Annotated in this window: 1 protein-coding gene; it reads left to right on the forward strand. The window is 66.0% G+C overall.

Features of this window, described 5'->3' with window-relative positions; genetic code table 11:
• The first annotated feature begins 120 nt into the window (after positions 1-120).
• Positions 121-1290: a class I SAM-dependent rRNA methyltransferase gene (locus QMX81_RS20870; protein WP_121043714.1), complete on the forward strand. Its 1170-nt coding sequence runs from the start codon at positions 121-123 to the stop codon at positions 1288-1290.
• Positions 1291-1373 lie beyond the last annotated feature (83 nt).

The raw sequence follows: 1373 nt of genomic DNA on the forward strand, positions 1-1373 counted from the left end.
GCCGTCAACCACGTAGCGGCCGGGTTTACCGCGCTGACGGCCAGCGGCCGTCACTACCAGAGCGCCAGCGGCGTCGCTCCCAGCGCCGAGGGCTGCAGGCTTCCCGTTTACAATACGCCCATGAATACCCCTGCCCCCGTTGTCCGCCTCAAGAACGCCTGGCGCTCCAGCCACCCGTGGATCTTCCAGAAACTGGTCGAAAAGCCGGCCGTCCGTCCCAAACCCGGTGCCATCGTCGACGTCGTCGGCGTGGACGGGGAGTGGATCGGGCGTGGCTTCTACAACGGTCATTCGCGCATTGCCGTGCGCATCCTGGAGACCGATCAGGCCATCCCGGTCGACGCCGGCTGGTTCTCGCGCAAGATCGCCCAGGCGGTGTCGCTGCGCCGTGAGGTGCTCAAGCTGGACGAGATCTCCGATGCCTGGCGCGTGGTCCACAGCGAAGGTGACGGTCTGTCCGGCCTGGTGGTGGACCGCTACGGCGATCTGGTCGTGGTCGAATTCTTCGCCGCCGGCATGTTCCGCCACCGCGAGTGGGTGTATGAGGCCCTGCGCGAACAGTTCCCGGGCTGCCGTTTCCACAGCTTCGCCGACGAGCACGTGCAGAAGCAGGAAAGCTTCGACTTCCACGGCAACACCACCACCGAAGCCTCGGTGATCACCGAGTACGGCGTGAAGTTCCGCGCCGACCCGGCCGGTGCGCACAAGACCGGCTTCTTCGCCGACCAGCGTGAGAACCGCCAGTGGCTGAGCCAGCAGGTGGAAGGCAAGACCGTGCTGGACCTGTGCTGCAACACCGGTGGCTTTGCGGTGTACGCCGCCGCGCGCGGTGCGGCCGAGGTGGTCGGTATCGACATCGATGAAGACGTGATCGCCATCGCCAAGGGCAACGCCAAGCTCAACAACGTGCGCCCGAAGTTCATCCAGTCCGACATCTTCCCGTGGCTGCGCGATGCCTCCAACCGCGGCGAGAAGTTCGACGTGGTGATCCTCGATCCGGCCAAGATGACCCGCGACCGCGACCAGGTCATCACCGCGCTGAAGAAGTACCTGGACATGAACAAGCTGGCGCTGGGGGTGGTCAAGCCCGGTGGCCTGCTCGCCACGTTCTCGTGCACCGGCCTGGTGGCCGAAGACCAGTTCCTGGACATGCTGCGCCGCGCCGCGTTCTACGCCGGCCGCACCATCCAGATCCTGAAGGTGGCCGGCGCAGGTCCGGATCACCCGTTCATGGCCCACGTGCAGGAATCGCGGTATCTCAAGGCCGTGTTCTGCCGCGTGGTGGATTGATCCGCACCGGAATTCCGGCCACGTTAGGCATCGGGTAGTGCCGGCCGCTGGCCGGCTCCTCCTGGTCTCCGATGGTCGCGGGG

This window comes from Stenotrophomonas sp. PS02301, assembly GCF_029959485.1.
GTDB lineage: Bacteria > Pseudomonadota > Gammaproteobacteria > Xanthomonadales > Xanthomonadaceae > Stenotrophomonas > Stenotrophomonas maltophilia_Z.

What these genes read in the sequence shown, in the direction of transcription:
- QMX81_RS20870 (WP_121043714.1), top strand. Translation starts at nt 121, where the DNA reads ATGAATACCCCTGCCCCCGTTGTCCGCCTCAAGAACGCCTGGCGCTCC.